Origin of the sequence: Skermanella aerolata KACC 11604 (assembly GCF_000936425.1) — a bacterium.
GTDB lineage: Bacteria > Pseudomonadota > Alphaproteobacteria > Azospirillales > Azospirillaceae > Skermanella > Skermanella aerolata.
This window is the reverse complement of sequence record NZ_AVFK01000213.1, coordinates 1-451: the sequence shown is the minus strand read 5'-3', so window position 1 is coordinate 451 and position 451 is coordinate 1. Positions and strand designations below refer to the sequence as shown.

Here is a 451-nt window from a genome sequence, read left to right as displayed (position 1 = left end):
CCGGCGCGACAGGAAGGCAGCCAAACGGCTGCTGCGCAAGCTGCTGAAGCGGCAGTGCCGGGCCCCTCGCGTCATGATCACGGACAAGCTCGGCTCCTACGGCGCGGCCAAGAAGGAGATCATGCCCGGGGTGGAGCATCGCCAGCACAAGGGGCTCAACAACCGGGCGGAAAACTCACACCAGCCGACCCGCCGACGAGAACGCCAGATGAAGCGCTTCAAGTCGGCCCGGCACGCCCAGCGCTTCCTGTCCGCCCACGACCCGATCAACAACCTCTTCCTTCTGCCCCGCCACCTGATGCCCGAAACCGACTACCGCGCCGAGCGGACCCGCGCCTTCCAGGCGTGGCACGACGTCTGCGGCATCAAGCTGGCCGCATAACCCCCACCAGCCCTATGCGCCGTCAGACTCGCCCAACCCTCGGCTCCCGCCCAACAACTTGACGATGCC

The 451-nt window shown here is 67.2% G+C and carries 1 protein-coding gene; it reads left to right on the top strand.

Translation table 11 applies throughout. From position 1 onward, the window contains the following. Positions 1-382 (top strand): DDE-type integrase/transposase/recombinase (locus N826_RS39265; RefSeq protein ID WP_044438113.1); only part of this gene is annotated, 382 nt, incomplete at its 5' end. Between the last annotated feature and the right edge of the window lie 69 nt (positions 383-451).